Source organism: Pseudomonas sp. H3_C08, assembly GCF_054669455.1.
Genome location: NZ_CP162803.1, coordinates 5005845 through 5031972, shown reverse-complemented (window position 1 = coordinate 5031972; position 26128 = coordinate 5005845). Strand labels below are relative to the sequence as shown.

General features: G+C 59.9%; 24 protein-coding genes. 14 read left to right on the top strand and 10 right to left on the bottom strand.

Annotated elements, in window-relative coordinates:
- Positions 1 to 92: 92 nt before the first annotated feature.
- Both dut and coaBC read right to left on the bottom strand, forming a co-directional pair.
- Positions 93 to 548: a dUTP diphosphatase gene (dut, locus tag AB4N74_RS23045; RefSeq protein WP_038359240.1), complete on the bottom strand. Its 456-nt coding sequence runs from the start codon at positions 546 to 548 to the stop codon at positions 93 to 95.
- Positions 549 to 553: 5 nt separating this feature from the next.
- Complete coding sequence (gene coaBC, locus AB4N74_RS23040; RefSeq protein ID WP_007920365.1) at positions 554 to 1762, bottom strand: bifunctional phosphopantothenoylcysteine decarboxylase/phosphopantothenate--cysteine ligase CoaBC; 1209 nt, start codon at positions 1760 to 1762, stop codon at positions 554 to 556.
- Positions 1763 to 1897: 135 nt separating this feature from the next.
- On the opposite strand from coaBC, the gene radC reads away from it, so the two are divergent.
- Positions 1898 to 2572 carry a RadC family protein gene (gene radC / locus AB4N74_RS23035; protein WP_093429665.1) on the top strand — a complete coding sequence of 225 codons (675 nt, stop codon included), beginning with the start codon at positions 1898 to 1900 and terminating at the stop codon, positions 2570 to 2572.
- 133 nt (positions 2573 to 2705) lie between these two features.
- On the opposite strand, the gene AB4N74_RS23030 is transcribed toward radC, so the two are convergent.
- On the bottom strand, positions 2706 to 4292 hold the full coding sequence (locus AB4N74_RS23030; protein ID WP_257356603.1) for an ABC transporter substrate-binding protein: 1587 nt from the start codon (positions 4290 to 4292) through the stop codon (positions 2706 to 2708).
- 448 nt (positions 4293 to 4740) lie between these two features.
- On the opposite strand from AB4N74_RS23030, the gene rpmB reads away from it, so the two are divergent.
- Positions 4741 to 4974 (top strand): 50S ribosomal protein L28, encoded by a 234-nt coding sequence (gene rpmB / locus AB4N74_RS23025; RefSeq protein ID WP_007920377.1) that lies wholly within the window; start codon positions 4741 to 4743, stop codon positions 4972 to 4974.
- A gap of 11 nt (positions 4975 to 4985) precedes the next feature.
- Complete coding sequence (rpmG, locus tag AB4N74_RS23020) at positions 4986 to 5141, top strand: 50S ribosomal protein L33 (protein ID WP_007894709.1); 156 nt, start codon at positions 4986 to 4988, stop codon at positions 5139 to 5141.
- 181 nt (positions 5142 to 5322) lie between these two features.
- Here the strand turns inward: rpmG and AB4N74_RS23015 are convergent, their stop codons facing one another.
- Positions 5323 to 5685, bottom strand: a complete 363-nt coding sequence (locus tag AB4N74_RS23015) for a cupin domain-containing protein (protein WP_093429667.1) — start codon at positions 5683 to 5685, stop codon at positions 5323 to 5325.
- Between the two features lie 238 nt (positions 5686 to 5923).
- On the opposite strand from AB4N74_RS23015, the gene AB4N74_RS23010 reads away from it, so the two are divergent.
- Complete coding sequence (locus AB4N74_RS23010) at positions 5924 to 7417, top strand: aldehyde dehydrogenase (protein WP_257356602.1); 1494 nt, start codon at positions 5924 to 5926, stop codon at positions 7415 to 7417.
- A gap of 188 nt (positions 7418 to 7605) precedes the next feature.
- Positions 7606 to 8748 carry an MFS transporter gene (locus AB4N74_RS23005; RefSeq protein ID WP_093429669.1) on the top strand — a complete coding sequence of 381 codons (1143 nt, stop codon included), beginning with the start codon at positions 7606 to 7608 and terminating at the stop codon, positions 8746 to 8748.
- An 86-nt stretch (positions 8749 to 8834) separates the two neighbouring features.
- On the opposite strand, the gene AB4N74_RS23000 is transcribed toward AB4N74_RS23005, so the two are convergent.
- Positions 8835 to 10403 carry a phospholipase D family protein gene (locus AB4N74_RS23000; RefSeq protein ID WP_093429670.1) on the bottom strand — a complete coding sequence of 523 codons (1569 nt, stop codon included), beginning with the start codon at positions 10401 to 10403 and terminating at the stop codon, positions 8835 to 8837.
- Positions 10404 to 10463: 60 nt separating this feature from the next.
- Positions 10464 to 11885 carry an aminotransferase-like domain-containing protein gene (locus AB4N74_RS22995; RefSeq protein WP_186620155.1) on the bottom strand — a complete coding sequence of 474 codons (1422 nt, stop codon included), beginning with the start codon at positions 11883 to 11885 and terminating at the stop codon, positions 10464 to 10466.
- Positions 11886 to 12063: 178 nt separating this feature from the next.
- Between AB4N74_RS22995 and AB4N74_RS22990 the strand changes: the two genes are divergently transcribed.
- The gene (locus AB4N74_RS22990) at positions 12064 to 12309 is read left to right on the top strand and encodes a DUF1127 domain-containing protein (RefSeq protein ID WP_095049332.1); all 246 of its coding nucleotides are present in this window, start codon (positions 12064 to 12066) and stop codon (positions 12307 to 12309) included.
- A gap of 117 nt (positions 12310 to 12426) precedes the next feature.
- Here the strand turns inward: AB4N74_RS22990 and AB4N74_RS22985 are convergent, their stop codons facing one another.
- A complete protein-coding gene (locus tag AB4N74_RS22985) occupies positions 12427 to 13737 on the bottom strand; it encodes an NAD(P)/FAD-dependent oxidoreductase (RefSeq protein WP_099757510.1) in 1311 nt (436 codons plus the stop codon).
- Positions 13738 to 13884: 147 nt separating this feature from the next.
- Here AB4N74_RS22985 and AB4N74_RS22980 point away from each other — a divergent pair, with 147 nt between their 5' ends.
- Positions 13885 to 14238, top strand: a complete 354-nt coding sequence (locus AB4N74_RS22980) for a YkgJ family cysteine cluster protein (RefSeq protein WP_064389779.1) — start codon at positions 13885 to 13887, stop codon at positions 14236 to 14238.
- 110 nt (positions 14239 to 14348) lie between these two features.
- Here the strand turns inward: AB4N74_RS22980 and AB4N74_RS22975 are convergent, their stop codons facing one another.
- A complete protein-coding gene (locus AB4N74_RS22975) occupies positions 14349 to 14837 on the bottom strand; it encodes an Lrp/AsnC ligand binding domain-containing protein (RefSeq protein WP_003177284.1) in 489 nt (162 codons plus the stop codon).
- Between the two features lie 156 nt (positions 14838 to 14993).
- Here AB4N74_RS22975 and dadA point away from each other — a divergent pair, with 156 nt between their 5' ends.
- The 6 genes from dadA to AB4N74_RS22945 all read left to right on the top strand — a co-directional run bounded on the left by dadA (position 14994) and on the right by AB4N74_RS22945 (position 21323).
- Positions 14994 to 16298 carry a D-amino acid dehydrogenase gene (gene dadA, locus AB4N74_RS22970; RefSeq protein ID WP_034152046.1) on the top strand — a complete coding sequence of 435 codons (1305 nt, stop codon included), beginning with the start codon at positions 14994 to 14996 and terminating at the stop codon, positions 16296 to 16298.
- Entirely contained in the window at positions 16270 to 16623 is a 354-nt protein-coding gene (locus tag AB4N74_RS22965; RefSeq protein ID WP_093429675.1) for a RidA family protein, read from the top strand. The genes dadA and AB4N74_RS22965 overlap by 29 nt, the downstream gene beginning before the upstream one ends.
- 94 nt (positions 16624 to 16717) lie before the next feature.
- Positions 16718 to 17791: an alanine racemase gene (gene alr, locus AB4N74_RS22960; RefSeq protein ID WP_460097316.1), complete on the top strand. Its 1074-nt coding sequence runs from the start codon at positions 16718 to 16720 to the stop codon at positions 17789 to 17791.
- 88 nt (positions 17792 to 17879) lie between these two features.
- On the top strand, positions 17880 to 18428 hold the full coding sequence (locus AB4N74_RS22955; protein WP_007920393.1) for a cupin domain-containing protein: 549 nt from the start codon (positions 17880 to 17882) through the stop codon (positions 18426 to 18428).
- Between the two features lie 181 nt (positions 18429 to 18609).
- On the top strand, positions 18610 to 19026 hold the full coding sequence (locus AB4N74_RS22950) for a c-type cytochrome (protein ID WP_257358664.1): 417 nt from the start codon (positions 18610 to 18612) through the stop codon (positions 19024 to 19026).
- 374 nt (positions 19027 to 19400) lie between these two features.
- The gene (locus AB4N74_RS22945; protein WP_460097314.1) at positions 19401 to 21323 is read left to right on the top strand and encodes an acetyl-CoA hydrolase/transferase C-terminal domain-containing protein; all 1923 of its coding nucleotides are present in this window, start codon (positions 19401 to 19403) and stop codon (positions 21321 to 21323) included.
- A 132-nt stretch (positions 21324 to 21455) separates the two neighbouring features.
- On the opposite strand, the gene AB4N74_RS22940 is transcribed toward AB4N74_RS22945, so the two are convergent.
- The gene (locus AB4N74_RS22940; RefSeq protein ID WP_007920398.1) at positions 21456 to 22028 is read right to left on the bottom strand and encodes a xanthine phosphoribosyltransferase; all 573 of its coding nucleotides are present in this window, start codon (positions 22026 to 22028) and stop codon (positions 21456 to 21458) included.
- A 59-nt stretch (positions 22029 to 22087) separates the two neighbouring features.
- Entirely contained in the window at positions 22088 to 24097 is a 2010-nt protein-coding gene (rep, locus tag AB4N74_RS22935) for a DNA helicase Rep (protein ID WP_038359196.1), read from the bottom strand.
- 262 nt (positions 24098 to 24359) lie between these two features.
- Between rep and AB4N74_RS22930 the strand changes: the two genes are divergently transcribed.
- On the top strand, positions 24360 to 26033 hold the full coding sequence (locus AB4N74_RS22930) for a putative bifunctional diguanylate cyclase/phosphodiesterase (RefSeq protein ID WP_093429679.1): 1674 nt from the start codon (positions 24360 to 24362) through the stop codon (positions 26031 to 26033).
- Positions 26034 to 26128: the final 95 nt, after the last annotated feature.

Below are 26128 nucleotides of genomic sequence, written 5' to 3'. Positions count from 1 at the left end.
ATTTACGGTGTGAAAACCTGCCGCTGAAAATGCACAAATTTTCCCTGTAGGAGCTGCCGAAGGCTGCTCCTACAGAGACGTATCAGTGCTGGTTACTTGGTGCCGGTGTGGCCAAATCCGCCGGTGCCGCGTTCGGTTTCGACGAACTCTTCAACCATTTCGAAGTGCGCCTGCACCACTGGCACCAGCACCAGTTGCGCCAGACGTTCGCCGACGGTCATGGTGAAGTCGGTCTGTCCACGGTTCCAGCAAGACACCATCAGTGGGCCCTGATAATCCGAGTCAATCAGACCCACGAGGTTGCCCAGCACGATGCCGTGCTTATGGCCCATGCCCGAGCGCGGCAGGATCAGCGCGGCGAGGTTCGGGTCGCCGATGTAAACCGACAGACCGGTGGGGATCAGCACGGTTTCACCCGGCTTGATCACGATGTCCTGATCCAGCATGGCGCGCAGGTCGAGGCCGGCGGAACCCGGGGTGGCGTATTGCGGCAGCGGGAAATCGGTACCGATGCGTGGGTCGAGGATCTTGGCTTGCAAAGCGTGCATGTAAATTAAACCTGGTTCAGACGTTCGGCGATAAAGGTGACCAGTTGGCGAGCGATCTTGCTCTTGCTGGTCTGGGCGAAAACCGTGGCGTGCAGCGCACGGTCAATCACGCTGCAGGCGTTTTCTTCGCTGTTGAAACCGATGCTCGGGTTGGCGACGTCGTTGGCGACGATCAAATCGAGATTCTTGTCTTTCAGCTTGCGTGCAGCGTAGTCGAGCAGGTGTTCGGTCTCGGCGGCGAAACCGACACTGAACGGACGGTCGGGACGCGTCGCGATGGTGGCGAGGATGTCCGGGTTACGCACCATTTGCAGGACGAAGCCGTCACCGCTCGTAGGATCTTTCTTGAGTTTTTGCGGGGCGACGACTTCCGGGCGGTAGTCCGCAACGGCCGCCGAGGCGATGAACACGTCACACGGGATCGCCGACTCACAGGCCGCGAGCATATCGCGGGCGCTGACCACGTCGATGCGCGTGACGCGATCCGGCGTCGGCAGGTGCACCGGGCCGCTGATCAGCGTGACGCGGGCGCCGGCCTCAACTGCGGCTTCAGCGAGTGCGAAGCCCATTTTGCCGGAGCTGTGGTTGGTGATGTAGCGAACCGGGTCGATGTTTTCCTGAGTCGGGCCGGCGGTGATGACGACGTGTTTGCCGGTCAGCGCCTGGCGCTGGAAGCAGTCCGCCGCACATTGTGCGAGGTCGGTGGCCTCCATCATTCGGCCCATGCCGACGTCGCCGCAGGCCTGGCTACCCGAGGCCGGGCCGAAGGTCTTCAGGCCACGACTTTCCAGGAGTTGCAGGTTGGCCTGGGTCGCCGGATCACGCCACATCGCCTGATTCATTGCCGGCGCGACTGCCACAACGGCGTCGGTGGCCAGCACCAGGGTGGTCAGCAAATCGTTGGCGATGCCTTGGGCCAGGCGGGCGATCAGGTCGGCAGTGGCCGGGGCGATCAGTACCAGGTCGGCCCATTTCGCCAGCTCGATGTGGCCCATCGCGGCTTCGGCAGCCGGGTCGAGCAAGTCGAGGTGGACCGGGTGGCCGGACAGCGCTTGCATGGTCAGCGGGGTGATGAACTCGGCGCCGCCATGGGTCATGACCACGCGTACTTCGGCACCCTGATCGATCAGGCGACGAACCAGATCGGCGCTCTTGTAGGCCGCGATGCCGCCGCCGACGCCGAGCACGATGCGTTTCCGATACAGCCGCTGCATAGGTCTGCCTTTCATTTCGTGGGTGACATACGTGGCGAAACCCCCTCCCCAGGGTGAATTCGCCCGCAAAAAAGATGGGCTACGATATCACAGCGACCGCTACGGAACAGCGGCGCCCACAGACAGGGAAGTGCTATGAGTATTCGCGATTGGCCTGCGGCGGAACGTCCGCGGGAAAGGTTGTTGGAACACGGGGCAGCGAGCCTTTCAGACGCTGAGTTGCTGGCGATTTTTCTGCGCACCGGATTGCCCGGACTAAGTGCTGTGGATCTGGCGCGCAATCTGTTGACTCAATTCGGCAGCCTGCGTTTGCTGCTTGAGGCCGATCAGGACGAATTCAGCAAACAATTGGGGCTCGGGCCGGCGAAGTTTGCGCAACTGCAAGCTGCTCAGGAAATGAACAGGCGGCATCTGGCTGAGAAATCACGGCAGAAACCAGCCTTGGAAAACCCTCAGGTCGTTCGCGATTATCTGAAATCGATGCTTCGTCACGAACCGCATGAGGTGTTTGGTTGCCTGTTTCTCGACTCCAAACATCAAGTACTGAATTTCGAGATACTGTTTCGCGGCTCAATCGACAACACCAGCGTGCATCCACGCGAGGTTGTGAAGCGATGTTTGGCCAATAACGCCGCTGCGTTGATCCTGTGTCACAACCATCCATCGGGGAACACTGACCCCAGTCAGGCAGATCGGCTGCTGACCAAACGCCTGCAAAAGGCACTGGAGTTGATTGACGTGCGGGTACTCGATCACTTCATCGTTGGTGATGGTGAGCCGTTGTCGATGGCGGAGTGTGGCTGGATGTAACTCTCAGGGACAAACGCTAAACCCCTGTAGGAGTGAGCCTGCTCGCGATAGCAATTTTCCAGTCACCGAATGGGTTGACTGAAATGACGCCATCGCGAGCAGGCTCACTCCTACAGGTGATGTGCTGGGCAGGTTATTTGAGGTTGACCTTGGAGTAGTCCTGGCGGCCAAACGGGCTTACCGAGTAACCCTGCACGTCCTTACGTGTCAGCGCATACGCGGTCGGATGCGCCAGCGGCAGCCACAACGCCTGCTGCTGAATCTGCGTCTGCGCCTGCTCATAGAGCTTGGTGCGTACGCCTTGTTCGCTGGTGGTCTTGCCGGCGCTGATCAGCTTGTCCAGATCGGCGTTGCAGTAGCGTGCGAAGTTGGTGCCCGATTTGACCGCGGCGCAGGAAAACTGCGGTGTCAGGAAATTGTCCGGGTCGCCGTTGTCGCCGGCCCAGCCCATGAACAGCAGGTCATGCTCGCCCGCCTTGGCGCGGCGAATCAGTTCGCCCCACTCGATCACGCGGATTTCCGCCTGAATACCGATTTCCGCCAGATCCGATTGCAACAACTGTGCACCGAGGCTTGGGTTCGGGTTGAGCAGGCTGCCCGAAGGACGCGTCCAGATGGTGGTCTGGAAGCCGTCTTTCAAACCGGCCTTGACCATCAGCGCCTTGGCTTTGGCCACGTCATGCGGGTAACCCGGCAGGTTCTTCGCATAACTCCAGGTGTTCGGTGGGTAAGGGCCATTGGCCGCTTCGGCGGTGTCTTCGAACACCGCCTTGATGTAGTTGGCCTTGTCGAAGGCGAGGTTGATGGCCTGACGCACCTCTGGCTTGTCCAGCGGGGGATGCTGGCTGTTGATGCCAACGAAAGCGGTCATGAACGCGTCAGTCTTTTCTACTTTCAGTGTCGGCTCTTTCAGCGCGGCCTGTACGTCCAACGGTTTTGGCGACAGGGCGATCTGGCATTCGTTGCGCCGTAGCTTTTGCAGGCGCACGTTGGCGTCCGGGGTGATGGCGAAGATCAACGGGTCTACCGAAGGCTTGCCGCCGAAGTAATCCGGGTTGGCCTTGTAGCGAATCGCCGCGTCTTTCTGGAAGCGATTGAACACAAACGGGCCGGTACCTATCGGCTGGCTGTTGAGCTTGTCCGTGGCGTTGGCCTTCATCAATTTGTCGGCGTATTCGGCGGAGTAGATCGAGGCGAAGCCCATGCTCAGGGTCGCCAGGAAGGTCGAGTCCGGGTGATCAAGAGTGAAGCGCACGGTCAGCGGATCGAGCGCGTCGATCTTCTTGATTAACGCTGGCAACTGCATCGATTGCGCATGCGGGAAGCCGCTCTGGGCGACTTTGTGCCACGGGTTGGCCGGGTCGAGCATGCGGTCGAAGCTGAATTTGACGTCTTCTGCAGTCAGCTCACGGCTCGGCCTGAAGTAGTCAGTCGTATGAAACTTCACCTGCGGGTGTAGCTTGAAGACATACGTCAGGCCATCGGTGCTGACTTCCCAGCTGTCGGCCAGGCTCGGCACGACTTTGCCGCTGGCGGTGTCGAATTCAACCAGACGGTTCATCAGCACGTCGGCCGAGGCGTTGGTGGTGGTCAGCGAGTTGTACTGCACCACGTCGAAACCCTCAGGGCTGGCCTCGGTGCAGACGCTCAGCGCGGCGGCCTGGGCCAGGGGGCTCAGCAGGAGCGGGGCGAGCAACAGGGGTAGGGCAGCGAGGCGCATGGTCGGTTTCCTTTTACAGATCGAAGGCCCATCTGCAAGTGCAGTCTGGAAAAGGCCTACCCTAGAGGTCTGGATTACAAATGACTATCCCCTTTTTGCATTTTCGGGGCACAGTGATGGCGGTTTTTCAGACCGCGGTGCGCGGTAAAAAGTCTGAATCGCCCGTAGGGACGATTTTCTGCGACGAGTGGTAAAAATCGATGCCAGCCTTTATCCAAGCCGTTCGCAGGCTGAAAAAGCGCCTTTTTGTGGATTGTTTGCACACCGAATGTTGTTGCTCCGAAGTCTTTCTGGTATAAAGCAGCGCTCTTTTCTAGGGGCCCGGTTCCTTCACTGTAGGTGTAGCCGGTAAGACCTCTAAAGAAACGCGGCGCCTGGCGCCAAATGACTGAGAGATTAAGCGGCCAACCCATGCCGGGTTGGGCATGTGGTTTTAGAGGGCTGAGGCATGTCGAGAGTATGTCAAGTTACCGGTAAGGGTCCGGTGACTGGGAATAACATTTCCCACGCAAACAACAAAACCCGTCGTCGTTTCCTGCCGAACCTGCAGCATCACCGCTTCTGGGTTGAAGAAGAGAAACGTTTTGTGCGTCTGCGCGTATCTGCCAAAGGCATGCGTATCATCGACAAGCGTGGCATCACTGTCGTGCTCGCCGAACTTCGCCGCGATGGCAAGATTTAAGGGAGCTAATCATGCGTGAATTGATTCGTTTGATCTCGAGCGCCGGTACTGGTCACTTCTACACTACCGACAAAAACAAGCGTACTACCCCGGACAAAATCGAGATCAAGAAATTTGATCCGGTTGTTCGCAAGCACGTGATCTACAAGGAAGGCAAAATCAAGTAATTGATTTTTCCCGACTTACGAAAAAAGGCCCGTATCTCACGATACGGGCCTTTTTTGTGGTCTCGATTTTTGTGTCGCCTGTCCTGACGCCTTCGCGAGCAAGCTCGCTCCCACCATGGAATGCGGTCAATTGTAGGAGTGAGCCTGCTCGCGATAGGGCCGGATCAGCCAGCGAAAATCCTCAAGCCTTCTGTTCAAAGATCACATAGATCTTGCGGCAAGCTTCGAGCACTTCCCAAGTGCCCCGAAACCCTGCCGGAATCACAAACCGGTCGCCAACGCGCAACGTCTTGGCATTGCCCTCGCCGTCACGCAGCACCGACACGCCCTGTAAAATCTCGCAGTATTCATGCTCGGTGTAATTCACCGTCCACTGACCCACCGCACCTTCCCATACGCCAACGCCCATCTGCCCACACGGGCTGTCGTATTGATGAAACACCGCTTGCTCAGGATCACCCTTCAGTACTTTCGCCGGGTCCGGGCGATAGCGTTCGGCTTCGCTGCTGGTCAGGCTGATGTCGACGACGTTCTGGATGTTCATTGTTGTTATCCCCCGTAAATACGGCGCGATTGGCTGGAAAGGGCCAAAGTCTATGTTGATTAAAATCAACACCGCAAGGCCGTATGACCACCTTATGTCAAATATATTGAAACAACCCCGGCCGCTGGTTTAGGGTGGCGGGTGCCTTGGGCCGAAATGCAGGCTGGCCGGGCAGAATTTTTGAGGACGCTGGCGACGATCGCGCGGCGCTCGTATTGAACAAGAGGAGGACACTTAAATGACCACCCTGACTCGTACCGACTGGGAACAACGCGCCCGCGATCTGAAAATCGAGGGCCGCGCCTACCTCAATGGCGAATACACCGACGCCGTCTCCGGCGAGACCTTCGAGTGCATCAGCCCGGTCGATGGCCGTCTGCTTGGCAAGATCGCCAGCTGTGACGCCGCCGACGCCCAGCGCGCCGTGGAAAACGCCCGCGCCACCTTCAACTCCGGCGTCTGGTCGCGTCTGGCACCGACCAAACGCAAAGCCACCATGATTCGTTTTGCCGGCCTGCTGAAGCAGCACGCTGAAGAACTGGCCCTGCTCGAAACCCTCGACATGGGCAAGCCGATCAGCGATTCGCTGTACATCGACGTTCCGGGCGCGGCGCAGGCGCTGAGCTGGAGTGGTGAGGCGATCGACAAGATCTACGACGAAGTGGCGGCCACACCGCACGACCAACTGGGCCTGGTGACCCGCGAGCCAGTGGGTGTCGTCGGTGCCATCGTGCCGTGGAACTTCCCGCTGATGATGGCCTGCTGGAAACTCGGCCCGGCGCTGTCGACCGGTAACTCGGTGATCCTCAAGCCTTCGGAAAAATCCCCGCTGACCGCCATCCGCATCGCTGCACTGGCTGTTGAGGCCGGTATTCCGAAAGGCGTGCTCAACGTGCTGCCGGGTTACGGTCACACCGTCGGCAAGGCGCTGGCCCTGCACAACGATGTCGACACACTGGTGTTCACCGGTTCGACCAAGATCGCCAAACAACTGATGATCTACTCCGGCGAATCGAACATGAAACGCGTCTGGCTGGAAGCCGGCGGCAAGAGCCCGAACATCGTCTTTGCCGATGCGCCGGATCTGCAAGCCGCTGCCGAATCCGCTGCCAGCGCCATCGCCTTCAACCAGGGCGAAGTCTGCACCGCCGGTTCGCGTCTGCTGGTCGAGCGTTCGATCAAGGACACATTCCTGCCGATGGTGATCGAGGCACTGAAAGCCTGGAAGCCGGGCAACCCGCTGGATCCGGCCACCAACGTCGGTGCATTGGTCGACACTCAGCAGATGAATACTGTGCTGTCGTACATCGAATCCGGTCACACCGATGGCGCCAAACTGGTCGCCGGCGGCAAGCGCATTCTTCAGGAAACCGGCGGCACTTATGTTGAGCCAACGATCTTCGATGGCGTGAGCAACGCGATGAAGATCGCTCAGGAAGAGATCTTCGGCCCGGTGCTGTCGGTCATCGCTTTCGATACGGCTGAAGAAGCGATCCAGATCGCCAACGACACGCCGTATGGCCTGGCCGCTGCGGTATGGACCCAGGACATCTCCAAGGCGCATCTGACCGCCAAGGCACTGCGCGCAGGCAGTGTCTGGGTTAACCAGTACGATGGTGGTGATATGACCGCACCGTTCGGCGGCTTCAAGCAGTCGGGTAACGGTCGCGACAAATCGTTGCACGCGTTCGACAAGTACACCGAGCTGAAAGCGACGTGGATCAAGCTGTAAGCCGTTAGGAGGGTCTGTTCGCAAGAGCAGATCCTCCAGATGAGGCAGATCCCTGTGGGAGCGAGCCTGCTCGCGAAAGCGGTGTATCAGTCAGCAGATCTGCTGAATGTGAAACCGTATTCGCGAGCAAGCTCGCTCCCACATTGGTTTTGTGGTGCACATAAAAATAATCCACAGGAGCGTGGAACATGCGGTGGGCGACGTATTTCGCCGTGTTGGCGTCTGTCTTGAGTGTCGGCCTGGCCCTGGGGGTCAGCATGCCGTTGGTGTCGTTGCGCCTCGAAGGTTGGGGCTACGGCTCCTTTGCCATCGGCGTGATGGCGGCGATGCCGGCGATTGGCGTGTTGTTGGGCGCGAAGATTTCCAGTCATCTGGCGGCACGTTTCGGCACGGCGAACCTGATGCGCCTGTGCCTGTGGGCCGGGGCGCTGTCGATCGGTCTGTTGGCGTTGCTGCCGAGCTACCCGATCTGGCTGGTGCTACGGCTGATGATCGGGGTGATCCTGACCATCGTGTTCATCCTCGGCGAGAGCTGGATCAATCAACTGGTGGTCGAGAACTGGCGCGGGCGACTGGTGGCGCTGTATGGCAGCAGCTATGCGTTGAGCCAACTGTCGGGTCCGTTGCTGTTGGGCGCGCTGGGTACCGAGCATGATTACGGTTTCTGGGTCGGTGTCGCTTTGCTGTTGCTGTCGCCATTGCTTTTGCTGGGCCGCAGCGGTGCGCCGAGCAGTGGAGCCAGCAGCGTAACGTTCAAGGAATTGTGGGGCTTCGCCCGTGAGTTGCCGGCGATTGCCTGGGCGGTGTCGTTGTTCGCCGCATTCGAGGCGATGATCCTGACGTTACTGCCGGTGTATTGCCTGCAACAGGGCTTCACTGCCGAGATCGCGCTGGCGATGGTCAGCACGGTGGTGGTGGGCGATGCGCTGCTGCAACTGCCGATTGGTGCGCTGGCCGATTATCTGTCGCGGCGCACCCTGTTCACTGGGTGCGCAGTGATCCTGATGCTGTCGAGCCTGGCGATTCCAATGTTGATCGACACGCTGTTGATCTGGCCGCTGTGGGTGCTGTTCGGTGCCAGCGCCGGCGGGCTGTTTACCCTGTCACTGATCCTGATTGGCGAGCGTTATCGTGACGATGCACTGGTGCGGGCCAATGCACATATTGCGCAGCTGTGGGGGGTTGGCTGTCTGATCGGGCCTCTGATGGCGGGGGCGGGCAGTCAGTGGATCAGCGGACATGCGTTGCCGCTGCTGATGGCGGTTGGGGCGTTTGGACTGGTGATTCTGCTGATGCGGCAAGGTGCATTCGGTACGGTGCAAACGGCTTAAGGTCAAAAGATCGCAGTCTGCGGCAGCTCTTGCAGGGGGAATGCATTTCAACTGTAGGAGCTGCCGCAGGCTGCGATCTTTGCTTTTTAAAGCATCCGCTCAAGGCCGACAGTGGTGCTGAACCATGCGTTGAAGCGCCGCCACCAGCTCCCCGGTTCCTTGGTCAGCGTGTGCAGCTGGCCGTTGTCTTCGGTCACCCAAATGATCTGGCCATCCTGCAATTTCGCTTGGTAACTCAGCGCCGGCGCCATCCCCTGCAAGGCCAGCTCACGCACATGCTCGGCCAACTCCGGACTGTCGACCAAGACCCCGACCTCGGTGTTCCACAACACCGAGCGCGGGTCGAAGTTGAACGAGCCGATAAACGACTTCTGCCGATCAAAGATCATCGCTTTGCTGTGCAAGCTTGAATCAGAGCCGCGAAACGATTTGCTGTAAAACACATGCGGGCCACTGCCGTAGTTATCCCCAGGCTGACGGCGCAGTTCATACAGTTTCACGCCATGCTCCAGCAACGCTTTGCGATACGGCGCATAGCCGCCGTGCACCGCTGGCACATCGGTGGCTTCCAGCGAGTTGGTCAGAAGGCTTACCGAGACGCCGGCATCGGCACGACCGGTCAGGTAGACCAGTCCCGGCTGGCCCGGAACGAAATAGGCCGAGATCATCACCAGTTCTTTGCTGACGTTTTTCAACTCCGGGCCCAACTGCGTGGTCAGCAGCAATTGCGGATCCGGTTCAGCCTTGGCCAGCACCTTGCTCGGCGCGTCCCACAGCGCCTGATTCCATGCCCAGATCAGCTCTTTGCGCCAGATATCCATGCGCGGCGCAGTCTTGAATGTCATCAACTGCTGGTACAGCGCGTGATTCTGTTTGCGGGTTTCCTCCAGCGATTCTTCCAGACGTGTGCGGGTGTTCTGCAGGTCCTTGGCGGTAGGTCGGCTGGAGAGAAATTCGTCGATCGGTTTGCTCAGGGCGCTGTTCCAGTACTGGTCGAAACTGTGCCCGAGCTGCTCGGCCACCGGCCCGACACTGAGCATGTCGATGTCGGTGAAATTCAGGTTTGGCTCGGCGTCGAAATACTCGTCACCCAGGTTACGCCCGCCAACGATGGCCACGCTGTTATCCGCCAGCCACAGCTTGTTGTGCATGCGCCGGTGTTGCAGCGACAGGTTGAACAAGCGGCCCGCCGCGCGGGTGACGCCGGTGCTGCGGCCCAGATGCAGCGGGTTGAACAGGCGGATCTGGATCTGCGGATGCGCCGCCAGCGTGGCGATGATCTGGTCCAGACCGTCGCTGGTGGTGTCGTCGAGCAGAATGCGCACGCGCACGCCGCGATCGGCAGCCTTGAGCAGTTCCTCCACCAGCATTCGCGTGCTGATGCCGTCATGGACGATGTAGTACTGCAGATCGAGACTGGTCTGGGCGTTGCGAATCAGCTCGGCGCGGGCGGTGAACGCCTCGCTGCTGTTGGACAGCAGGCGAAAACCCGAGCGGCCCTGATAGGGCGCCGCTTGCGCCTGAATCGAACGGCCGAAGCTGGAATCAGCTGCCGGTAACGCCTGACTTGGCTCGCGCGGGACATCGAGACTGGCACAGCCGCTCAGGAACGAGGCGAGTAACAGCAAAGCGAGTAGGGGCTGTCTGAAGCTCACGTAGGATCATTCCGAATGGCGGCAAGGGTCGGCATATGGACGCGGTTCTCTGGAAAAAGGTCAGTCGGCTTCCGCCAGCAATCTGACAGCGGTCTCGCCGACCTTGCGCACCGCCTCTTCGATCTGCGCTGTCGGTTTGGCAGCGTAGTTCATCCGCAGGCAATTGCGGTACTTGCCTGAGGCGGAAAAGATACTGCCGACGGCAATCTGTACGCCTTGGTCGTGCAACTCACGATTCAGTTTCAAGGTGTCGAAACCTTCCGGCAATTCGACCCACAACATGAAGCTGCCTTGCGGCCGGCTGGCGCGGGTACCTGCCGGGAAATAGCGGGTCACCCAATCGATCATCAGGTCGCGGCTGCGTTGGTATTGCGTGCGCATGCGCCGCAAATGCGGTTCGAAATGACCAGCCTTGAGAAATTCGGCAATAGCGATCTGCGGCTGCGGCGCGGTCGAGCCGGTGCTGATGTATTTCATGTGCAACACCCGTTCAAGGTATCGACCCGGCGCGACCCAGCCAATGCGCAGCCCCGGCGCCAGGGTCTTGGAAAACGAACTGCACAACAGCACACGGCCGTCTTCGTCGAAGGATTTGATCGTGCGAGGGCGCGGGTAGGTGTAGGACAGTTCGCCATACACATCGTCCTCGATGATCGCTACGTCGAAGCGCTGCGCGAGGTTGAGGAGGGCGCGTTTGCGCGACTCCGGCATGATGTAGCCGAGCGGGTTATTGCAGTTGGGCGTGAGCTGGATGACCTTGATCGGCCATTGTTCCAGTGCCAGTTCCAGCGCTTCGAGGCTGATCCCGGTGAGCGGGTCGGTGGGAATTTCCAGGGCTTTCATGCCCAGGCCTTTGAGGGTCTGCATGGCGCCATGAAAGCTTGGCGAGTCCACCGCGACAATGTCGCCCGGTTCGCAGATCGCGTGGATGCTGGTAGACAGCGCTTCGTGGCAACCGGTGGTGATCACCAGATCGCTGGCGCTCAACTGGCAGCCGGAGTCGAGCATCAGTCGAGCGATCTGTTCGCGCAGTTCGAGAGTGCCGTGGATGTTGTCGTAATACAGACCGGGCATGTCCTGACGGCGGCTGATCCGCGCCAGCCCACGCAGCAAAGGCTTCATCGTCGGCGAGCTGATGTCCGGCATGCCACGACCCAGTTGCACGACATCCTTGCGCGGCACCGCGCGAATCAACTCCAGCACTTGATCCCACTGCGAAATCTCCACCGGGCGCTGCGCCGGACGGCCGACGGCGGGCAGCTCCGGCAGTTCGCGGCCGACCGGCACAAAGTAGCCGGACTTGGGTTTCGGCGTGGCCAGGCCGCTGTCTTCGAGCACGCGATAGGCCTGTTGCACCGTGCTCAGACTGACCCCGTGTTCGACGCTCAAGGCGCGCACCGATGGCAGCCGGTCCCCTGGGCGATAGAAGCCGTTTTCGATGCGCGTGCCGAGCAATTCGGCGAGGTTTACATAAAGGGTCATGGCGCTGCCTCGGTGCGGTGATTCGATAAACCAGTACAGATCTCGCAAAAATCGACAATTCAGTCGACAAAGCGGCAAATCTGTATGGAGTTAATACAGTGTCTTTGAATCTGTAATGGTTTTGCTCGCCCGCGCATCATGGAATCTCTGGCTACCCAAGTAAACAGGAGCATTGAAAATGAACGGCTTGAGCGATGTGCGGTTGACGTTACACGGTCAGGAACTGGCGGCAGGGCAGAAGGACAGTGCGCGCAATGAGATCATGCGCAATGCGCCGTCCGGCCTGAGTCGCTGGAGTCTGTTGTGGCATCGTCTGCACACGCGCAAGGCGTTGCTGGCACTGACGGCGGATCAGCTCAAGGACATCGGGCTGACGCGTGAGCAAGCGCAGGAGGAGGGGTTGAAGCCTTTCTGGCGGATCTGAGATCTGTATGGTCGTTTTGGGCCTCATCGCGAGCAGGCTCACTCCTACAGGGGAACGCATTTCAACTGTAGGAGTGAGCCTGCTCGCGAAAGCGGCCTCAGGATCGCTGCAAAACCATCAGACCAACTCTTTCATCCGATGCCACAACATCCCCAACGCCAACAGCGGCGAACGCAAATGTTTGCCGCCCGGGAAGGTGATGTGCGGCACCTTGGCGAACAGATCAAAGCCACCGCTGTGCTGCCCGCTGATTGCTTCGGCGAGCAACTTGCCCGCCAGGTGCGTGGCATTCACCCCGTGCCCGGAGTACGCCTGTGCGTAATACACATTCGGTTGATCATTGAGCCGGCCAATCTGCGGCAACCGGTTCGCGCCGATGCCGATCATACCGCCCCACTGATAATCGATCTTCACGCCAGCCAGTTGCGGGAATACTTCCAGCATCTTCGGCTGCATATACGCCGCGATGTCTTTCGGGTCGCGTCCCGAGTAATGGCAGGCACCGCCGAACAGCAGGCGGCGATCCGCCGAGAGCCGGTAGTAATCCAGCGCCACACGCTGATCGCAGACCGCCATGTTTTGCGGCAGCAGGTTGTGCGCCTGCGCTTCGCTTAACGGCTCGGTGGCGATGATGTAGCTGCCGGCGGGCAGGACTTTGCCGCTGAGTTGCGGGTTCAGATCGTTGAGATAGGCATTGCAGCCCAGCACCAACGTCTTCGCGCGCACTGAGCCTTGCGCTGTATGCACCTTCACTTCAGGGCCGTAGTCGATACGGGTTACTGCCGAATGTTCGAACAGCTTCACGCCCAGTTGCTGCGCTGCTGCTGCTTCGCCCAAGGCCAGGTTCAGCGGATGCAGATGCCCGGAGCCCATGTCGATCAAGCCGCCGACATAGCGTTTGGAACCGACCACCGTGTGCATGTCGTGGGCTTGCAGCAAGCGGGTTTCGTAGCGATAGCCAAGGCCACGCAGTTCTTCGGCGTCTTCGGCAAAGCCTTCGAGGTCGGACGGTTTGTTGGCGAGGTCGCAATAGCCCCAGGTCAGGTCGCAGGCAATCTGAAAACGCTCGACGCGCTGGCGAACGATTTCCACTGCTTCCAGGCCCATCAGTTTCATCTCGCGCACGCCGTCGGCACCGATGACGTTGGTGAACTGATCGAGACCATGACCGACCCCGCGAATCAGCTGCCCGCCGTTGCGACCGCTGGCGCCCCAACCGATCTTGTGCGCTTCCAGCAACACCACGCTGAGGCCGCGTTCGGCCAGTTCTAGCGCCGTGTTCAACCCGGAAAAGCCGCCGCCGACCACACAGACGTCGGCCAGTACGTCACCTTGCAACACCGGGTGATCGGGCTGCGGCAGGCTGCTGGCGGCGTAGTAAGAGGCAACGTGGGGTTGGCTCGCGGAGGTAAAGGCGCGGGCAGTCATGGGCGTCATCCAACGGCTAAGTGTCGAGAAAATTTGACGGAGCATAAGCCGCACGCCCGAACGTGGGCAACATTGGTCGGCCTGCGGTGTCTGGATCGCGGCTTTTGCGGCACAATTGCCGCAAATTCCTTCTCGGTCAGCGCTGCAATGAGCTGCAACAGCCAGAAAATCCGCACCTTGCGCCAGCAGATACCCTCGTTCGAGTGCGTGCCCGGCTGTCACGATTGCTGCGGTCCGGTAACCACCTCGCCCGAAGAAATGGCGCGCCTGCCGCGCAAGACCCGCGCCGAGCAGGATGCGGCGATGGAAGAACTGAACTGTGTGCATCTGGGGCCGAATGGCTGCACGGTGTATGAGGAACGGCCGTTGATTTGCCGTTTGTTCGGCACGACCAAGACCTTGCCTTGCCCGAATGAGCGGCGCCCGGTGGAGTTGATTCATCCGAGAGTGGAGAAGCAGATATTCGAGTACATGGCGGCGAATCGGCAGGTGTTGGTTTAACGCGTTCACTCGGAACCGAGTCGACGCCATCGCGAGCAGGCTCGCTCGCACATTTGGAATGCATTTCCCTGTGGGAGCGAGCCTGCTCGCGAATGGAGCGCCAGCGATCTTCAATCCGGAATAGGTAAGCTCAAGCTCTCCTTCACCTCTTCCATCACGATATAGCTCTTCGACTCACGCACATGCGGCAGCTTCAGCAGAATGTCGCCGAGCAGCTTGCGGTACGAGGCCATCTCGGAAATCCGCGCTTTCACTAGATAGTCGAAATCCCCTGACACCAGATGACATTCCAGTACATGCGGCAATTTCAGCACCGCGCGTCGGAACTCCTCGAAAGTGTCGCCGGATTTGTAGTCGAGGCTGATCTCGACGAACACCAGCAAGCTACCCTTCAAATGCTGCGGATTCAGCCGGGCGTTGTAACCCATGATGATCCCTTCACGCTCCAGACGCCGTACCCGTTCGGTGCAGGGCGTGGTGGAGAGGCCGACCTTTTCCCCAAGTTCGGTGAAGGAAATCCGCCCGTCCGCCTGCAGGATCCGCAAGATGTTGCGGTCGATCTTGTCCAGCTCACGTTTGGTCTGAGTGTTGGTACGCATAGGGGATGCGCCTCCGTGAAAAGGGTTTTTGCCGAGAATTGTCGCCAAATATAGGCGCTTATATAGTGAAAAGCACTGGCATTTCTTTTTTACACTGCGCCCATCATTGCTCTAACAACAGACGTACGCGGCCCTGCCGCGATGAGGGATACAAAAATGCGCGTAATGGTCTTGGGTAGCGGCGTCATCGGTACCGCCAGTGCTTACTATCTGGCCCGTGCCGGGTTTGAAGTGGTGGTGGTCGACCGGCAGCCAGCCGCGGCCATGGAGACCAGTTTCGCCAACGCCGGCCAGGTATCGCCGGGCTACGCCTCGCCGTGGGCCGCGCCGGGCGTGCCGCTGAAGGCGATCAAGTGGCTGTTGCAGCGCCACGCCCCTCTCGCGATAAAAGCCACCGCCGACATCGACCAGTACCTGTGGATGGCGCAGATGCTGCGCAACTGCACCGCCAGCCGTTACGCGGTGAACAAGGAGCGCATGGTGCGTCTGTCCGAGTACAGCCGCGACTGCCTCGACGAATTGCGCGCGGAAACCGGTATTGCCTACGAAGGCCGCAGCCTCGGCACGACTCAATTGTTCCGCACTCAGGCACAGCTTGATGGCGCCGCCAAAGACATCGCTGTGCTGAAAGAATCCGGCGTGCCGTTTGAAGTCCTCGACCGCGCCGGCATTGCCCGCGTAGAGCCGGCCCTGGCGGGTGTCACTGACATCCTCGCCGGCGCCCTGCGCCTGCCGAATGACCAGACCGGCGACTGCCAGATGTTCACCACACGTCTCGCCGAAATGGCGGTGAAGCTGGGTGTCGAATTCCGTTTCGGTCAGGACATCCAGAAACTCGACTACGCCGGTGATCGCATCAACGGTGTGTGGATCGACGGCAAGCTGGAAACCGCTGACCGCTACGTACTGGCGCTCGGCAGCTACTCGCCGCAACTGCTCAAGCCGCTGGGCATCAAGGCGCCGGTGTATCCGCTCAAGGGTTACTCGCTGACCGTGCCGATCACCAACCCGGCAATGGCCCCGACGTCGACTATTCTCGACGAGACCTACAAGGTCGCGATCACCCGTTTCGACAACCGCATCCGCGTTGGCGGCATGGCCGAGATCGCCGGTTTTGACCTGTCGCTGAACCCGCGCCGCCGCGAAACCCTGGAGATGATCGTCAACGACCTTTATCCTCAGGGCGGTAATCTGGCCGAGGCGAGCTTCTGGACCGGCCTGCGTCCGACCACCCCGGACGGCACGCCGATCGTTGGCGCCACGCCGTTCAAGAACCTGTTCCTCAACACCGGTCACGGCACGCTCGGTTGGACCATGGCGTGCGGCTCCGGTCGTTTGCTGGCCGACCTGATGGCGAAGAAAAAACCACAGATCAGCGCCGAAGGCCTCGATATTTCCCGTTACGGCAACAAGACCCAGGAGTCCGCAAAACATGTCAATCCAGCGCCAGCTCACCAATGAGCGCATGAGTCAGATCGTCAGCCACAACGGCACCGTGTATCTGGCCGGGCAGGTCGGCGACGACTTCGACGCCGGGATTGAGCAGCAGACCCGCGAGGTACTGGCTAATATCGAGCGCTTGCTCGATCTGGCTGGCACCGACAAACAGCATCTGCTGTCGGCGACCATCTACCTGAACGACATCGAAGCACACTTTGCCGGGATGAACTCGGTGTGGGACCAGTGGCTGCCCAAAGGCGCCGCCCCGGCCCGTGCCACCGTCGAAGCGAAAATGGCCAAACCGAGCATTCTGGTGGAAATTTCCATCGTCGCCGCGCTGCCGTAACCGTTGTAAAGATCCCTCTCCCGGCGCTGTTGGCGGTTCACGTCGTCAGTCGGCGCCGGTTTTTCTTCCCATGACCGCCTAGAAGTCTGCCGCCATGCGTCCTGCCCGTGCCCTGATCGACCTAGAAGCCCTGCGCCACAACTACCGAATTGCCCGCGAAGTCACTGGCGCCAAGGCGCTTGCGGTGATCAAGGCGGACGCCTACGGCCATGGCGCGGTGCGTTGCGCCCAGGCACTGGAAACCGAGGCCGACGGTTTTGCCGTCGCCTGCATCGAAGAAGCGCTGGAGTTGCGCGCGGCCGGCATCAAGGCCCCGGTGTTGTTGCTCGAAGGCATCTTCGAAGCCGATGAGCTAGCGATGATTGTCGAGCATGATTTCTGGACCGTGGTGCATTCGCTGTGGCAGCTCGAAGCGATTGAGCAGGCGACACTGAGCAAGCCGATCACCGTGTGGCTGAAGCTTGATTCGGGCATGCACCGCGTTGGTCTGCATCCGAAGGACTATCCGGCGGCCTATCAGCGTCTGCTGGCCAGCGGCAAAGTGGCGAAGATCGTGTTGATGAGCCACTTCGCCCGCGCCGATGAGTTGCACGCGCAGAGCAGCACCGAGCAAGTCGCGGTGTTTGAAGCGGCGCGTCAGGGCCTGGCGGCGGAAGTCAGCCTGCGTAACTCGCCGGCCGTGCTCGGTTGGCCGCAGATTCACAGCGACTGGGTACGTCCGGGCATCATGCTCTACGGCGCGACCCCGTTCGAGGAGGCCAACGCCGTGGCTGATCGCCTGCAACCGGTGATGACCCTGGAGTCGAAAGTCATCTGCGTCCGTGAACTGCCTGCCGGTGAGCCGATCGGCTACGGTGCCAAATTCATCACCGACAAGCCGATGCGCGTCGGCGTGGTGGCGATGGGTTATGCCGATGGCTACCCGCGTCAGGCGCCGACCGGCACGCCGGTACTGGTGGCGGGTAAACGCAGTCGGATTCTCGGTCGCGTGTCGATGGACATGCTCTGCATCGACCTCACCGATGTGCCTGAAGCTGGCCTCGGTTCGAGCGTTGAGCTGTGGGGTAAAAACATCCTCGCCAGCGAAGTGGCGCAGTGGGCGGACACCATTCCGTACCAGATCTTCTGCAACCTGCGTCGGGTGCCAAGGCTCTATTCCGAGGGTTGACGCCGCTGCGGGGGCCAAGTGTTGTAAATACTGAACGCTGTCGCCATGATAACGCTCAATATTCTTACAACATCAGGAGGCTCCCGCCTTGGACGTCGGTGAACGACTGCAATCGATCCGCAAGCTCAAAGGGCTTTCCCAGCGTGAACTCGCCAAACGCGCGGGCGTCACCAACAGCACCATTTCGATGATCGAAAAGAACAGCGTCAGCCCTTCGATCAGTTCGCTGAGGAAGGTACTGGGCGGGATTCCCATGTCGATGGTCGAGTTCTTTTCCGAAGAAATCCTGCAGGAAGTCCCGACCCAGATCGTCTACAAGGCCAACGAGCTGATCGACATTTCCGACGGCGCCGTGACCATGAAACTGGTCGGCCGCGCGCACCCCAGCCGCGCCATCGCCTTCCTCAATGAAATCTACCCGCCGGGTGCCGACACCGGCGAAGAAATGCTCACCCATGAAGGCGAAGAAACCGGGATTCTGGTGGAAGGTCGTCTGGAACTGGTGGTGGGTCTGGAAACTTTTATTCTCGAAGCCGGCGACAGCTACTACTTTGAAAGTACCAAGCCGCACCGTTTTCGTAATCCGTTCGACGCGCCTGCGCGACTAATCAGCGCAGCCACGCCGGCGAATTTTTAACAAAGAGGTGCCAAGCCATGATGGCAAAGGCATCCGGAGAGTTTTTCTACCGTGCGGTATAACCCCTTCGACTATGGGGTTGTTTCAGTGTGGCGGGCTACCCGCTATACTTCCGCCCGCCTGCGAACCGTGGCCGCAGGCGTGAATAGCCACCATTGAGGGTGAACGCGTGAACCTAATTATGAAAATGCTGGCTGCACCAGCAACCGTACTGGCCCTCTGGGCTGTCAGCGCTCAAGCTGCGACGAATGACGACATTGCCAAACGCCTCGATCCGGTCGGTCAGGTGTGTGTTCAAGGCAAGGAGTGCAAGGGGATGGAAGTTGCCGCTTCGGCAGGCGGCGGTGGCGGGGCGAAAACCCCGGATGAGGTGATTGCCAAGCATTGCAATGCTTGCCACAGTACCGGGTTGTTGGGCGCGCCGAAGATCGGTGACACCGCAGCGTGGAAAGAGCGTGCTGATCATCAGGGCGGTCTTGATGGCATCCTCGCCAAAGCCATCACCGGTATCAATTCGATGCCGCCGAAAGGCACCTGCGCCGATTGCTCGGATGCCGAGCTGAAGGGCGCGATCCAGAAGATGTCCGGCCTTAAATAAGCCGCGCTTCTGATGAAAAAAACCGTCTTCGGACGGTTTTTTTGTGCCTGCGATTCAGTAGCCCTCATCGGAACGCCGCCCGCCCAGCCCTCTCCCTGAGGGAGAGGGGGCCGACCGGGGTGTCTTTCGCTATCCATCGACCTGAGAGACCTTAGCGATTATGGATTCAGTACATCACTTTCACGTCGGCATACCTCCCCAATATCCCCCAATCTGTCCCCTCTACCTCTGGGAGAGGGCTAGGGTGAGGGCAACAATTTCGAGTCGGAAAAACATTTCAAGAACAGCGCACACTCACTCTGAAGCTGTTCATTGCAGCAAACTCAAGGCAAGCTCGGTCTACCCCTATTCACGGAACGGGCAGGAGGCTTCAGATGGTGCAGTTGTGTTCGATCGAACAGGCGGTGGACGACGTGCTGGCGCGGTTGCCGGCGCATATCCACATGGGCATGCCGCTGGGGTTGGGCAAGCCCAATCACTTCGTCAACGCGCTGTACCGACGGATCAAAGGCCTGCCCGAGCGGCAACTGACGATCTACACCGCGCTGTGCCTCGGCCGGCCGAACCTGGGCGATGGTTTGCAAAAACGCTTTATCGAACCCTTCGTCGAACGCGTCTTCGGTGACTACCCGGAGTTCGATTTCCTCGCCGACCTGCACCGCGACAGCCTGCCCGCCAACATCCGTATCGAACAATTCTTCATGCAGCCCGGCAGCCTGCTCAACAGCGCGCCGGCTCAACAGGATTACGTCAGCAGCAACTACAGCCACGCCGCGCGCGACATCAACGCCGCCGGGCTCAATCTGGTGGCGCAATTACTGGCCAGCAGCAGCGAACACCCCGACCGTCTGAGCCTGAGTTGCAACCCGGACATCACCCTCGACCTGTTGCCGATGATCGCCAAGCGCCGCCACGCCGGGGAGACTATTTTGCTGGTCGGACAGGTACACACCGATCTGCCGTACATGCCCGGCGACGCCGAAGTCGACATCGACACCTTCGACCTGCTGATCGACGCGAAGGACAGCAGCACGCTGTTTTCCACGCCGAACATGCCGGTGGGGTTTCAGGATCATTTCATTGGTGTGCACGCGAGTACGCTGGTGCGCGACGGCGGCACGTTGCAGATCGGCATCGGCTCGATGGGCGATGCGCTGACTGCCGCTTTGCTCGCACGTCAGGCAGATAACGCCGGATACACAGCGTTACTCAATGACATCAACCTCAGCCAGTGGGCGCAACTGATCGAACGCGAAGGCGGCACCGGTCCGTTCGCCAAGGGCCTTTACGGCTGCAGTGAAATGTTCGTCAACGGTCTGCTAGTGCTGGCGGATGCCGGGATCATCCGGCGCAAGGTCTACCCGGATGTGCCAACGCAGGAACAGGCCAACGCCGGCACCCTCGACGAGGCCGCGCAGACTGACGGGATTTCGGTGCATGGCGGTTTCTTCCTCGGACCGCGCAGCTTCTACGAGCGTCTGCGTGAGTTACCGCAGAGCAAACGCCTCGAATTCAACATGACACGCATCAGTTACATCAACGAGTTGTATGGGCAGGAAGAGCTCAAGCGCTTGCAGCGTCTTGACGCGCGATTCATCAACACCGTGTTCACCATGACTTTGCTCGGTGCCGGTGTGGCGGATCAACTGGAGGATGGACGGGTACTCAGCGGTGTCGGCGGGCAGTACAACTTCGTCGCGCAGGGCCACGCACTGCACGATGCCCGATCGATTCTGATCCTGCGTAGCTGGCGCGAATCCGGTGGTGACGTCAGTTCCAACATCGTCTGGGAATACGGCCATTGCACGATCCCACGGCATCTGCGCGATATCGTCGTGACCGAGTACGGCATCGCTGATCTGCGCGGCAAGTCCGATGCGGTGGTGATCGAGTCATTGCTGAATATCAGCGATTCCCGCTTCCAGCAGGGCCTGATTGAGCAAGCGCAAAAAGTCGGCAAATTGCCAAAGGATTTTCGCCTTGATCCGCGCTTTGCCGACAACACACCGCAGCGTCTGCAAGCGATCGCCGCACGGCATCCGAACCTGTTTCCGGAGTATCCGCTAGGCTGTGATTTCACTGCGATCGAACGGGATTTGCTGCGGGCGCTGAACTGGCTGAAGAGCAAATTCAAACTCACCGAAATCCTCGATCTCGGCAAAGCAGCCCTCGATGCGCCCGAGGCATCGCTATACCCCGAACACCTCGAACGCATGCAGCTGACAAACCCGGAAGGCCTGAAAGAAGACCTCTTCCAACGCCTGCTGCTCACCGGCCTCAAAGCCACCGCGCAGTAACCGCCTACCGCAAAACCCACTGTGGGAGTGAGCCTGCTCGCGAAAGCGGTGTATCAGTCAACCAAGATGTCGACTGACCCTAAGCATTCGCGAGCAGGCTCGCTCCCACAGGGGTATTGCGGTGCTGCTGGTTTATTCGATGAAGGTCACGACGCCATCTTTCAGCGATTTCACCCGAGCCAGCGATTCGACGCGGTAGCCTTGCGAGTCCAGCTCGGCGCGGCCGCCCTGGAACGACTTCTCGATGACGATGCCCAGACCGGCAACGGTCGCGCCGGCTTGCTTGATGATCGAGATCAGCGCTTGCGACGCCTTACCGTTGGCCAGGAAGTCGTCGATGATCAGCACGCGGTCGCTGCTGGTCAGGTGGCGCGGGGAGATGGCCACGGTGCTTTCGGTCTTCTTGGTGAACGAGTAAACGGTCGCCGACAGCAGGTTTTCCGTCAGGGTCAGGGACTGTTGCTTGCGGGCGAAGATCACCGGCACGCCGAGGTTCAGACCGGTCATGATCGCCGGGGCGATGCCCGAGGCTTCGATGGTGACGATCTTGGTGATGCCCGAATCCTTGAACAGCGAGGCGAATTCGTCGCCGATCAGCTTCATCAGGGCCGGGTCGATCTGGTGGTTCAGGAAGGCGTCGACCTTCAGGACCTGGTCGGAAAGCACAATGCCTTGTTCGCGGATTTTCTGGTGCAATGCTTCCATGAAGCTGTCCTCTTTTGGCGCTTTGTGCGCCGAAGGTCTAGTAAAAAAAGTGGTCAATTCTAGCGCTTTAACATCGCGCGTATATCGGCCAATGCGTTGTTGCCGCGCACGGCTTTGACTTCGGTCGGTGTGTCGTCGTTGCCTTCCCACGCCAGATCGTCCGGCGGCAGCTCATCGAGGAAGCGGCTGGGCGCGCAGTCGATGATCTCGCCGTACTGCTTGCGCTTGGCGGCGAAGGTGAAGGCCAGGGTCTGACGCGCGCGGGTGATGCCCACGTAGGCCAGGCGGCGTTCCTCTTCGATGGTGTCGGCTTCGATGCTGGAGCGGTGCGGGAGGATTTCCTCTTCCATGCCCATGATGAACACGTAAGGGAATTCCAGACCCTTGGACGCATGCAGCGTCATCATCTGCACGCCTTCGGCGCCGTCTTCCTCTTCCTGCTGACGTTCGAGCATGTCGCGCAGGACCAGTTTGCCGATGGCGTCCTCGACGGTCATTTCGCCTTCTTCGTCCTTTTCAAGGGTGTTTTTCAACGCCTCGATCAGGAACCAGACGTTGCTCATCCGGTAATCGGCCGCCTTGTCGCTGGAGCTGTTGGTGCGCAGCCAGTTCTCATAGTCGATGTCCATGACCATGCTGCGCAGCGCCGAGATCGGATCCTCACCGGCGCATTGCTCACGGACCTTGTCCATGAAGCGTTTGAAGCGCGACAGGCGATCGGTGAAGCGGCTGTCCAGATGCTCGCCGAGACCGATTTCGTCGGTGGCGGCGTACATCGAGATTTTGCGTTCGGTGGCGTAGTTGCCGAGTTTTTCCAGGGTGGTCGAGCCGATTTCGCGGCGCGGTACGTTGATCACCCGCAGGAAGGCGTTGTCGTCATCCGGGTTGACGATCAGGCGGAAGTAGGCCATCAGGTCCTTCACTTCCTGGCGGCCGAAGAAGCTGTTGCCGCCGCTCAGGCGATACGGCACCTGGTGGTGCTGCAGCTTCAGTTCGATCAGCTTGGCCTGGTAGTTGCCGCGATAAAGGATGGCGAAATCGCTGTACGGACGGTCGGTGCGCAAGTGCAGGCTGAGAATTTCCATGGCCACGCGCTCGGCTTCGGCGTCCTCATTGCGGCAGCGGATCACGCGGATCTCGTCGCCGTGGCCCATCTCGCTCCACAGCTGCTTTTCGAATTCGTGCGGGTTGTTCGAGATCAGCACGTTGGCGCAGCGCAGGATGCGGCTGGTGGAGCGGTAGTTCTGCTCGAGCATCACCACTTTCAAGGACGGGTAGTCGTCCTTGAGCAGCATCAGGTTTTCCGGCCGCGCACCGCGCCAGGCGTAGATCGACTGGTCGTCGTCGCCGACCACGGTGAACTGGTTGCGCTTGCCGATGAGCATTTTTACCAGCAGGTATTGGCTGGCGTTGGTGTCTTGGTATTCGTCGACCAACAGGTAACGGACCTTGTTCTGCCACTTTTCGAGGATGTCGGCATGTTCTTCGAAGAGTTTTACCGGCAGCAGGATCAGGTCGTCGAAGTCCACCGCGTTGAACGCTTTCAGCGTGCGCTGGTAGTGGGTGTAGACGATGGCGGCGGTCTGTTCCTTGGGATTGCGCGCGTTCTCCAGCGCCTGAGGCGGCAGGATCAGGTCGTTTTTCCAGGCGCCGATCATGTTCTTGATCTCGTCGACGCCGTCGTCGCCCGCGTACTCCTTCTGCATGATGTCGGTCATCAGGGCTTTGACGTCGGTCTCGTCGAAGATCGAGAAACCGGGTTTGTAGCCCAGCCGCACGTGCTCCTTGCGGATGATGTTCAGACCGAGGTTGTGGAACGTGCAGACGGTCAGGCCGCGACCTTCGCCGGCTCGCAGCAGGGTGCCAACCCGCTCTTTCATCTCGCGCGCGGCCTTGTTGGTAAAGGTCATGGCGACGATGTACTGGGCACGGATGCCGCAGTTCTGGATCAGGTGCGCGATTTTGCGCGTGATCACGCTGGTTTTGCCGGAGCCAGCACCGGCGAGCACCAATAGAGGGCCGCCGACGTAGTTCACGGCTTCTTGCTGCCGGGGATTGAGTCGGGACATACGAAAATTCGGGAGTCGTTGACGAAATGGGCCGGCATTTTAACAGGCTCAGCGATTTGTGCCGCTCTCTCCGACTTGTGACGTACCACGCGATTCAAATTTGCCGGTTTTGTTACTTTCGCGGAGGATGCGCGGTGATTTTGCGGCTAATGTTCTCATTCGTGACACAAAATAACGTTTTGATAACCGTTGTCATTTGGTCATTGAACGGCGCAACGGCATAATGCCCCGCCCACATCATTGCAGAGTCTAGGGAGCTAGCTTGTCTACGCCTGTCGAACCCTTGCGTTTGCTGCTACTGGCCGAAGAGCCAGCGTGGACAGCGTTATTGCGTGAGTGTCTGGCTCCAATGGGGAGCGCGGCGGTGCTGATCAGCGCGCCGAGCTGGGATTCGGTCAGCAGTTTGTTCGAAGACAACCGCCATGCGGTGTTGTTGACCCTTCCGGCATTGCAACCGGCACCGGGCCGGTGCAGCCTGCCGACGGTCTTGCTGCTGGAGCATGAACCGGACACCGCGCCGGTTGGCGTCAGTGACTGGCTGGTGTTCGACGCCCTCGACGCCGGCATGCTGCGCCGCTGCCTGCGCCATGTGCGCGAACGCGGCGTTCTCGAAAACACCCTGCAACGCCTCGCCGAGCAGGATCCGCTGACCGGCATCGCCAACCGTCAGGGTTTCCAGACCTTGCTTGCTGCGCGCCTCGCGGAAAACGACGGTCGCGGCCTGGCCCTCGGGCATCTCGATCTCGACAACTTCCGCCACGCCAACGATGCGCTTGGCCATCAGGCGGGCGATCGCTTGATCCTGCAAGTGGTCGCACGGCTGAAAAGTCAGCTCGAAGCCGGTGATCAATTGGCGCGTCTGGGCAGCGATGAGTTTGCCCTGCTGATCGACACCCGCCGTGCACCGCAGCGCGCCGAGTGGATGGCCGAACGCATCACCGAAGCGCTCGCCGAACCGTATTGGGTCGATGGCGAAAGCCTGCTGATCGGCTCCAGTCTCGGCATCGCCCACGCCCGTGCGCAGGGCGGCGCTGATCCGCTGATGTGGCACGCCCACATCGCCATGCAGCAGGCCAAGAGCACCCAGGGTTGCACCTTCCATATCTTCAACGAACGGATCAACCGCAATGCGCGGAGCATGGCCGACCTCGAAAGCGAGTTGCGTCGAGCTTTGCGTCGCGATGAGCTGGAATTGCATTACCAGCCACGCCTGAATCTTGAGGATGGCCAGATTGTCGGCCTCGAAGCGTTGGTGCGCTGGCGTCATGGCGAGCGCGGTTTGCTGCCGCCGAGTGAATTTGTCCCTTTGGCCGAGCAGAGCGGGTTGATCGTACCGCTGGGTTACTGGGTGATTTCCCGGGCCTTGCGTGACATGCAGGCGTTGCGCGAGCGCGGGCTGCCGGCGCTGCACATGGCGATCAACCTGTCATTCCGCCAGTTTCAAGACAGTCAGTTGTTGCCGACGCTGAGCCGGTTGATTGCCGAGCGTGGCGTTGAGGCCCAGTGGCTGGAATTCGAACTGACTGAAACCGCCGTGATGCGCCGTAGCGATCTGGTCAAGCAGACCATGGACGCTCTCGGCCGTCTCGGTGTGCGCTTCTCGCTGGATGACTTTGGCACCGGGTTCTCGTCGTTCGTGCACCTCAACAGCCTGCCGATCACCTTGTTGAAGATCGACAAAAGCTTTGTCGGCGGCATGGAGCAGCGCGAAGAGAATCGCAAACTGGTGCACGCGATGATCAATCTCGCGCACAACCTGCATCTGGAAGTGGTGGCGGAGGGGGTGGAAACCCCGGAGCAACTGGAGCTGCTGCGCGGGTTTGGCTGCGATCAGGTGCAGGGCTATCTGATCAGCCGGCCGTTGCCGTTGGCGGAGTTGGTTGAATATCTAACCTTCGGCTCAAGCCAACAGTCAGCCCTCGAAATCGTGAGCTGAACGCATAACCCCTGTAGGAGTGAGCCTGCTCGCGATAGCAATCTACCAGTCAACATTTGCTTCGACTGACACACCGCTATCGCGAGCAGGCTCAC

Coding starts and splice junctions, on each gene's coding strand:
- alr (WP_460097316.1), top strand. CDS start 16,718: ATGCGTCCTGCCCGTGCCCTGATCGACCTAGAAGCCCTGCGCCACAAC.
- dadA (WP_034152046.1), top strand. CDS start 14,994: ATGCGCGTAATGGTCTTGGGTAGCGGCGTCATCGGTACCGCCAGTGCT.
- AB4N74_RS23030 (WP_257356603.1), bottom strand. CDS start 4,292: ATGCGCCTCGCTGCCCTACCCCTGTTGCTCGCCCCGCTCCTGCTGAGC.
- radC (WP_093429665.1), top strand. CDS start 1,898: ATGAGTATTCGCGATTGGCCTGCGGCGGAACGTCCGCGGGAAAGGTTG.
- dut (WP_038359240.1), bottom strand. CDS start 548: ATGCACGCTTTGCAAGCCAAGATCCTCGACCCACGCATCGGTACCGAT.
- AB4N74_RS22990 (WP_095049332.1), top strand. CDS start 12,064: ATGAACGGCTTGAGCGATGTGCGGTTGACGTTACACGGTCAGGAACTG.
- AB4N74_RS23010 (WP_257356602.1), top strand. CDS start 5,924: ATGACCACCCTGACTCGTACCGACTGGGAACAACGCGCCCGCGATCTG.
- rpmB (WP_007920377.1), top strand. CDS start 4,741: ATGTCGAGAGTATGTCAAGTTACCGGTAAGGGTCCGGTGACTGGGAAT.
- AB4N74_RS22945 (WP_460097314.1), top strand. CDS start 19,401: ATGGTGCAGTTGTGTTCGATCGAACAGGCGGTGGACGACGTGCTGGCG.
- AB4N74_RS22975 (WP_003177284.1), bottom strand. CDS start 14,837: ATGCGTACCAACACTCAGACCAAACGTGAGCTGGACAAGATCGACCGC.
- AB4N74_RS22995 (WP_186620155.1), bottom strand. CDS start 11,885: ATGACCCTTTATGTAAACCTCGCCGAATTGCTCGGCACGCGCATCGAA.
- rpmG (WP_007894709.1), top strand. CDS start 4,986: ATGCGTGAATTGATTCGTTTGATCTCGAGCGCCGGTACTGGTCACTTC.
- AB4N74_RS22950 (WP_257358664.1), top strand. CDS start 18,610: ATGAAAATGCTGGCTGCACCAGCAACCGTACTGGCCCTCTGGGCTGTC.
- AB4N74_RS22940 (WP_007920398.1), bottom strand. CDS start 22,028: ATGGAAGCATTGCACCAGAAAATCCGCGAACAAGGCATTGTGCTTTCC.
- AB4N74_RS23005 (WP_093429669.1), top strand. CDS start 7,606: ATGCGGTGGGCGACGTATTTCGCCGTGTTGGCGTCTGTCTTGAGTGTC.
- rep (WP_038359196.1), bottom strand. CDS start 24,097: ATGTCCCGACTCAATCCCCGGCAGCAAGAAGCCGTGAACTACGTCGGC.
- coaBC (WP_007920365.1), bottom strand. CDS start 1,762: ATGCAGCGGCTGTATCGGAAACGCATCGTGCTCGGCGTCGGCGGCGGC.
- AB4N74_RS22965 (WP_093429675.1), top strand. CDS start 16,270: ATGTCAATCCAGCGCCAGCTCACCAATGAGCGCATGAGTCAGATCGTC.
- AB4N74_RS22980 (WP_064389779.1), top strand. CDS start 13,885: ATGAGCTGCAACAGCCAGAAAATCCGCACCTTGCGCCAGCAGATACCC.
- AB4N74_RS23015 (WP_093429667.1), bottom strand. CDS start 5,685: ATGAACATCCAGAACGTCGTCGACATCAGCCTGACCAGCAGCGAAGCC.
- AB4N74_RS22985 (WP_099757510.1), bottom strand. CDS start 13,737: ATGACTGCCCGCGCCTTTACCTCCGCGAGCCAACCCCACGTTGCCTCT.